Annotated in this window: 8 protein-coding genes; 1 reads left to right on the forward strand and 7 read right to left on the reverse strand. The window is 33.6% G+C overall.

Going from position 1 to position 7,564, the window contains the following annotated elements; all coding sequences use genetic code 11:
- Nucleotides 1-29: 29 nt before the first annotated feature.
- Entirely contained in the window at nt 30-689 is a 660-nt protein-coding gene (locus tag ACHAJD_RS06975) for a potassium channel family protein (protein WP_435585140.1), read from the reverse strand.
- 137 nt (nt 690-826) lie between these two features.
- Between ACHAJD_RS06975 and ACHAJD_RS06980 the strand changes: the two genes are divergently transcribed.
- Nucleotides 827-1,570 carry a CPBP family intramembrane glutamic endopeptidase gene (locus ACHAJD_RS06980; RefSeq protein WP_435585141.1) on the forward strand — a complete coding sequence of 248 codons (744 nt, stop codon included), beginning with the start codon at nt 827-829 and terminating at the stop codon, nt 1,568-1,570.
- A gap of 30 nt (nt 1,571-1,600) precedes the next feature.
- Here ACHAJD_RS06980 and ACHAJD_RS06985 read toward each other — a convergent pair whose 3' ends face one another.
- The 6 genes from ACHAJD_RS06985 to cmk form a co-directional block, all read right to left on the reverse strand.
- On the reverse strand, nt 1,601-2,752 hold the full coding sequence (locus tag ACHAJD_RS06985) for an ankyrin repeat domain-containing protein (RefSeq protein ID WP_435585142.1): 1,152 nt from the start codon (nt 2,750-2,752) through the stop codon (nt 1,601-1,603).
- Between the two features lie 86 nt (nt 2,753-2,838).
- On the reverse strand, nt 2,839-3,111 hold the full coding sequence (locus ACHAJD_RS06990) for an HU family DNA-binding protein (RefSeq protein ID WP_435585143.1): 273 nt from the start codon (nt 3,109-3,111) through the stop codon (nt 2,839-2,841).
- Nucleotides 3,112-3,219: 108 nt separating this feature from the next.
- Entirely contained in the window at nt 3,220-4,212 is a 993-nt protein-coding gene (locus tag ACHAJD_RS06995; RefSeq protein WP_435585144.1) for an NAD(P)H-dependent glycerol-3-phosphate dehydrogenase, read from the reverse strand.
- A gap of 1 nt (nt 4,213) precedes the next feature.
- Complete coding sequence (gene der / locus ACHAJD_RS07000) at nt 4,214-5,521, reverse strand: ribosome biogenesis GTPase Der (RefSeq protein WP_435585145.1); 1,308 nt, start codon at nt 5,519-5,521, stop codon at nt 4,214-4,216.
- An 8-nt stretch (nt 5,522-5,529) separates the two neighbouring features.
- A complete protein-coding gene (locus tag ACHAJD_RS07005) occupies nt 5,530-6,906 on the reverse strand; it encodes a S1 RNA-binding domain-containing protein (protein ID WP_435585146.1) in 1,377 nt (458 codons plus the stop codon).
- A partial coding sequence (gene cmk, locus ACHAJD_RS07010; protein WP_435585147.1) for a (d)CMP kinase occupies nt 6,896-7,564 on the reverse strand: 669 nt, incomplete at its 5' end. The genes cmk and ACHAJD_RS07005, both read right to left, overlap by 11 nt.

Genomic DNA, 7,564 nt, shown 5'->3' on the forward strand with positions numbered 1-7,564 from the left:
AGAACCTCCACGATAAAAGTACTTAGAACTTATTTAGAACACCACGTTGAAAATTTATGTAAATCGGTATTTTTCCCTACGAGTAATAATTGATCTTTTTCAGAGAATGCTTCTTCTGGTCCTGGGATAATAACTTCTTCACCACGTTTAATCGCGACTAAATTGATATTATATTTACTTCTTAAATCTAAGTTTACAACCGTTGTATCATAGAGTTTTGGTGTTGATTCTATGACAATAAAACTGTGTGTTTCGTTTAAATCATAAAATTCTAGTATATTATTTGTGACAATACGGTGTGCCAATCTTCTACCTGCAATTTGCTCAGGTTGGATAACTTCATCAGCCCCTAGTCTTAATACTACTTTTTCATGATATTCGTTTTGTACTTTAACTGTAACTTTTTTAACCCCTAATTCTTTTAAAATAAGGGTGGTTAATATGCTATCTTCAATATCTTTCCCAATTGCAACAATAACGTGATCAATACTTTGTATCCCTACATCACGTAGTGCACCTTCATCTGATGTATCGAGTACCACAGCATGCGTAGCAATTTTAGCTACTTTGTTTACACGTTGTTCATCACGGTCTATGACTAAAACATCAAAATCACTTTTGATTAGTTCTTCAACAACACTATATCCAAATCGTCCTAATCCAATAACCGCAAAAGTTTTTTTTGCCATAAGTTCACCTTCTATTTTGTTTATTCTCTTGTTATAATGATATCACAAACCCTTTTATTGTCAATTATTCTAGGCTTTAATCGGAATTATAAAATCAAAATTACTTGAATATGATATAATCAATTTGGAGGGATTTTATGCAAAAACATTCATTGCAATTTAATTACAAAGTGATTACAGTTTATATCGCTGCTTTTATTGGACTAATAGCCGTTCAAATTGGGATAACAGTCTTCTTTGATATAGAATCATTAAGTGAGGTTAATCAAGCAACATTTGGTGCTGCGATGAACTTAGTGTTGTATGGCTTTTTAACGATTGTTTTCTTTTTTATCGCAAAAATCTATTTATTCAAAAATCAATGGCTTTATTTTAAAGAAAAACCGGCTTTTAGTTTCTTTATGGTTGGGTTTGGGATGTACTTAATTTTTGCCGTTTTATTTTTGATTGGGGCTATTTATGAAGTAACTGGTGGTCCTAGTACACCTCGTAATCAAGATTTAATCAATAATATTTTAACAAGTGCTTGGTATAACGGGTTCATGGTATTTGTTTTTGCTGTACTTTTCGCGCCTATTGTTGAAGAGATGGTTTTTAGAAAAGCAATATTCGGCATTATTTTTTCTAAATTTGGTGCGGCTGTTGCAATTTTAGGGAACTCATTGATATTTGCGATGATACATGTAACTGGAGAGTTTAGTGCATGGATAGGTGGGACGATTTCGTTTTGGGATTTTGGGCTTATCACATTACCTTATATTTCAATGAGTATTATTATTTCATTTATATACTTTTATTCAGGAAAGCTCATATGGGTTGCTATTACAGTTCATATGCTCGTTAACTTAATCAGTGTGTCGAGTGGTTTATTAGGTCTATAAAAAAAACACTTCAAAATTGAAGTGTTTTTTTTATAAATAAGCTAATAGTTGGTCATCTTTAAGTTGATGAATTAGTCGTTCTGTTTCAGTGGATATGTTTAAGTCTTTGCGATATTTTTTGATAAGATCAATTAATGCATAATTTTGATTTATAACGGCATAAAACAATGCGTCTTTATGATAACGATCAATATCACTACATTTTGCACCTTTTTGAATCAATAACTCAACTAACATGATTTCATTGGCCATAATCGCATAAAATAATGGGGTGTTTAAAAACATATCTTTTTTATTTAAATCATCCATTTTATGTAAATAGGCTAAGGCTTCATCAAACTCTTTAAAACGAATCGCGCGATGAAGCGGATGCGTTTTGTCATTTTTTTGAATGGCTGGATTGTTTTTATAACGCGTAAATTTAATGATTGCATCAAAGTTTTCATTTGCTTGTGCTTTATCATAAGGAGATTGACCAAAACGATCTTTATCATAACTACTTAATCCCATCTCAAGTAGTTTATCAATGATGTTTTCCATCGTATCGTTCATTGCATAATGAAGTGGGGTTTGATCGAAAACATTTTTTTGAAATGGATTAACACCTAACTCAATTAATCGTTCGAAGATGCTTGGTAAGCCATTACTAGCTGCAATATGCATCACTGATTCTTTTTTATCGTTTAACAGGTGTAGGGGTGCTTTAGCGTCGACTAAATAGTTAACAATCTTTATTTTTTTACTTTTGATAGCATGCATGATAACGGTATGACCTTCGTTGTCTTTAGCATACAAATCCGCCCCTTTATTACATAGGGTTTTAACTGTATCTAAATCGCCTTTTAGTGCCGCCTGCATAAGCGGTGTTTCCTGTTTTTTATTTCTAGCATTTATATCTGCTCCACGTTGCGCTAACAGTTTTACCATAAAGGCGTCACCTAAATAAGCAGCGATATGAAGTGGTGTATCTTTAAAGTGGTTCTTTTGTTCTAAATCACAGCCTGCTTCAATAAGATAAATTAACACGTCATGTGCTTTTTGTCTAATCGCATAAAAAAGCAAGTTTTGTTTGCGTGTATCTAATACAGTTCTTAATTCTTGATCAGAAAAATGTTTTAGTTTATGAAAATCATTATCCTTTATAGCAAGAATCATATCGTCTGTAATTTGCGTGACTGACATAGGCTCACCATCCTTATAAAAAGGTTATCATAAGAACAAAAAAAATACCACGTTTTAAATGGTATTTTTTTATTATTGTAATATAATTATCTAACTGCGTCTTTTAAAACTTTACCTGCTTTGAATGCTGGAGATTTTTGAGCGTCGATATGAATTGGCTCACCAGTTCTTGGGTTATGCCCAACGCGTGGTTTACGATCTCTTACCTCAAATGTTCCAAAACCTGTTAACACAACTTTTTCTCCTTGAGCTAATGCTTCTTGGATTGTAGAAAGAGTCGAGTTTAAAGCTGCTTCAGCATCTTTTTTTGTTAATCCTGATACTTCTGAAATTTTAGCAACTAATTCTGTTTTGTTCACGATATTACCTCCTTATTTGTTTTAACTAAGCCCATTATAGCAATTAAAAATAGTTTATGCAACATATTTAGCATAAAAAGATTAAAAAAAAGCCTTTATTAAGGCTTTTTATTCTGATTTTTGGTCTCTTGCGAGGAGTTTTTGGTAAGCGATTTTAGGTTCGACACGGTTAAAAACAACGTCATAGATTGCATCAATAATTGGCGTATCTAAGCCGTTTTTACGAGATAAGTCATACGCTGCTTCACAAGTTCTAATCCCCTCAACAACCATCGTCATTGAGTCTAATGTTTCATTTAGGTCTTTTCCTGTACCAATTTTGTATCCAGCTTGATAATTTCGTGAATGTGGGCTTGTACAAGTAACAATTAAGTCCCCAACACCGGTTAATCCTGATAAAGATTCCTTAGAAGCACCGAAGTGTTCGTAAATCTTACCCATTTCTACTAATCCGCGGGTCATAAGTGCTGCACTTGCATTATCACCTAGTCCTTGTCCACGTAATAATCCTGAGGCTAAAGCAAAGATATTTTTTAAAGCACCACCAAGTTCTGCACCGATTAAATCTGTGCTTGAATATACTCTAAAATAGTCTGTATTATGGAATAATTCTTGAATTTTTAAAGCAAGTGCTTTATTTTCACTAGCGCTAGTAATGAGTGTCGTCATGCCTTTAATAACTTCTTCTGCATGCGATGGACCACTCAGTGCAACGTAGCCTTCTAAATACTCAGTTGGTACCATTTCAGTAAATATTTCTGAGATACGTTTAAAGGTTTCTGGTTCAATCCCTTTTGCAGCATTAATAATTATTTTCTTTTCTTTTATGTAAGGTAGTGCATCATTAATCGCTATACGTAAAACTTTTGTAGGCACAACAAAGAGTAATATGTTAGAAAACTCGATCGCCTCTTTTATGTTAGTAGTTGCTTTAATAGATTCTGGAATGTACTCATTGAGTTGAATACATACATGAAGCGTATTAATTTTATCTACTATTTTTTCATTGACATCATAAACTAAGACATCATGGTTGTTATCAGCGAGTACTTTTGATAATCCAAGTCCCCAAGACCCGCCACCGATAACGGTTATTTTCATATTAATCACGCTTTCTTAAGATTATTTTTATCGGGGTTCCTTTGAACCCAAATGCTTCTCTTAATTTGTTTTTAATATAACGTTCATAACTAAAATGTAGCCAATCCGTATTATTAACAAACAGTATAAATGCTGGTGGACGTGTTGATACTTGTGTTGCGTAATAAGCTTTTAAAACGCCACCGTTATGTGTTTTAGGTGGATTCATTTGGAATGAATCACTAATGACATCATTTAAGACACTCGTAGATACGCGTTTAGTATAATCTTCAAAGACGTCTTTTATCATCGGAAATAGTGTGTGAATACGTTGCGTTGTTTTAGCAGATAAAAAGACGATTGGTGCATGGGCTAAATACTGAAAATGGGCGCGAATAGTTTCTTCCCATAGATTCATAGTCCGTGTATCTTTTTCAACTAAATCCCATTTATTGACAACAATAATTACAGCTTTTCCTGCTTCATCAGCATAACCCGCAATTTTTTTGTCTTGTTCTAATATCCCTGTAAATGCATCAATCAATATTAAGCAGATATCACTACGATCAATAGCACTTAAAGCTCTTAATACACTATATTTTTCTGCATTTTCGTAAACTTTACCGCGTTTTCTAAGACCAGCGGTATCGATAACAACAAATTTTTGATCATCGCGTTCAAACATAGAGTCAATTGAATCTCTAGTTGTCCCTTCAATTTCACTAACAATGACACGGTTTTCACCAAGTAATGCATTAGTTAAAGAACTTTTCCCTACATTTGGTCGACCGATTACACATAATTTAATACGGTCTTCTTCATAAGGTTCTTCTGTTTCATCGGGCATAATTTTAACAACCTGATCTAGTAAATCTCCAAGTCCAACGCCGTGAATACTACTTACAGGTACGGGTTCACCAAGACCTAATGAATAGTATTCATAAATATTTTCTTTATAGTTTACATCATCGACTTTGTTTACTGCTAAAATAACAGGTTTTTTTGCTTTATATAACATTCTAGCAACATAAGAGTCCGCTTCTGTTACACCAGTATGAATATCAACAACAAAAATAATAACGTCTGCTTCTTCAATAGCAATTTCTGTTTGATTCTTTATCTCATGCATAAAAGGCGCATCATCAAAATCAATGCCGCCTGTATCTATGAGATTAAAATGTCTTCCAAGCCACTCCGCTTTCGCATATAAGCGATCACGTGTTAAACCTGGTGTTTCATCAGTAATCGATAGTCTTTCTCCGATAATACGGTTAAAGAGCATACTTTTACCAACGTTGGGTCTTCCTACAATAGCTACTGAAGGGAGCATACTAACACCTACTTAAATTCTTTGAATTTATCTGCGAAGAGTTCACCAAGCGTTTGGGTTTGGTCCTCTTTGTTTTCAGATTTTAAATATTTTTTAAACTCGTCACGAACTTGTTTTTCATCGTAATCTTTTTTACTAATAACAAGTTGCCATTGACGTTTATCAAACTTTTTAACGATTGCATTGATCACTTCATCAAGTTTTAAAGCTTCTTCAACATTACTGATACGTTTATCGATGATTTCACCGATTGGTAAGAAGGCATTTACACCTTGAATTTCTACAAGTGCACCATTTGATTGCATTTCTTTAACTTGTCCAGAAACACTTTCACCGACACGGAAGTTTACATCTTCCCATGGGTTATATTCTAAATGTTTTTTTGATAGGGTCATTTTTCTTGCTTTAACATCGATTGCTAAGATTTTAACTTTGATGTCATCACCAATATTAACCTCTCCTGCTAAATTAAAGCGTGGATCCCATGAGTAATCATAACGATTAATCATCCCGATAACATCTTTTTCAACTTCGATCAACATACCAAACTGCATTTTTTTAACGATTTTACCTGTAACTTCTTCGCCTACTTTATGCTTATCTGCGAATGCAGCCCAAGGCGTTTTTTCTAATGCTTTCATTGAGAGTGATCGTTTATTGTTTTTCGCATCAATCACTTTAACTTTTACAGTTTGACCTTCTTTTAATACATCAATCACGTTTTCAACATTATGGTGTGAAATTTCTGAAATATGAAGTAATCCTTCAACTGCTCCCATTTTAACAAATGCACCAAATGGCATAATTTTAGATACTTCACCGGTAATTACATCACCGACTTTAATGTCTTGTAGTTCTTTTTGTTTTTTCTCTTTAAGAACATCTTTAGCAATAACTTTATGAGAAACGACTACTTTGTCTCGCTTAATTTCAATGACTTTAACTTTTAGTGTTTGCCCAATATAATTATCTGGGTTTGAGACAAACTCGATATCGATTTCTGCCAGTGGCATAAAGATTTTTTCATAGCCTAATGCGGTTAACATGAGGCCACCTTTATTTGCTTTTAAAACTTTAGCTTCAAAAGCTTTATCTTTTGAAAAATACGTTTGAAGGGTATCAAAGGTTTCCGCTTCTTCAATTTCTAAACGCGAAAGTAAAACAATGCCTTTTTCGTCATCAATTTTTTTAACGATGACTTCTAATGTGTCACCTTCTTTAACTACTTCTAAACAGGAGTCAATTGGTTTTTTTGTTAATTCGTTTTTGTAGATAGTACCTTCTGTAGAATAGTTAATGTCTAATGTGATTTCATTAGGGGTAACTTTGTATACGGTCCCTTTAACTTTGTAACCTTCTTTTATTTTTCCAATCTTAAATTCCATGTGAATCATCCTCTCTAACTTTAACTTTTATTGTTTCTATTACTTCTTCGATGGACATATCGGAGGTGTCGATTATAATCGCATCGTCTGCGGGTTTTAGTGGACTATGTACTCTAGATGAATCAAAGGCATCACGAGATGAAATTTCTGTTTGTAGTTCTTTTAGTGTGCTATGAATGCCACGTTCTAGGTTTTCTTTGTAGCGTCTTCTTGCTCTTGTTTCAACGTTTGCAGTTAAATAAAATTTAAAATCGGCATTAGGTAAGACATTATAGCCTATATCTCTACCATCCATAACCACGTTTAAATTTTTAGATATTTCTTGTTGTCTTTTTACGGTTTTGTCTCTGACGATGAAATGTGAGGAGACTAAAGAAACGTTATTAGATACTTCTCGGGTTCTAATTTCTTTACTTACATCTTCATCATCCATATATAGAATGCCATCTTTATAATCAAAACGCGTTTGATCAATGAAATCAAAAGCGTCTTCGTTAGACAAATCTATGTTTAAGCGCATCGCTTTTAATGTGATCGCTCGATACATTGCGCCAGTGTCAATATGGGTATATTCAAACGCCTTGGCAACGAGTTTTGCAATCGTACTTTTACCAGAACCCGCTGGACCATCGATTGCGATTTGAATGTTCTTCATTAA

Source organism: Liberiplasma polymorphum, assembly GCF_043951795.1.
Taxonomy (GTDB): Bacteria; Bacillota_I; Bacilli_A; order Izemoplasmatales; family Izemoplasmataceae; genus Liberiplasma; species Liberiplasma polymorphum.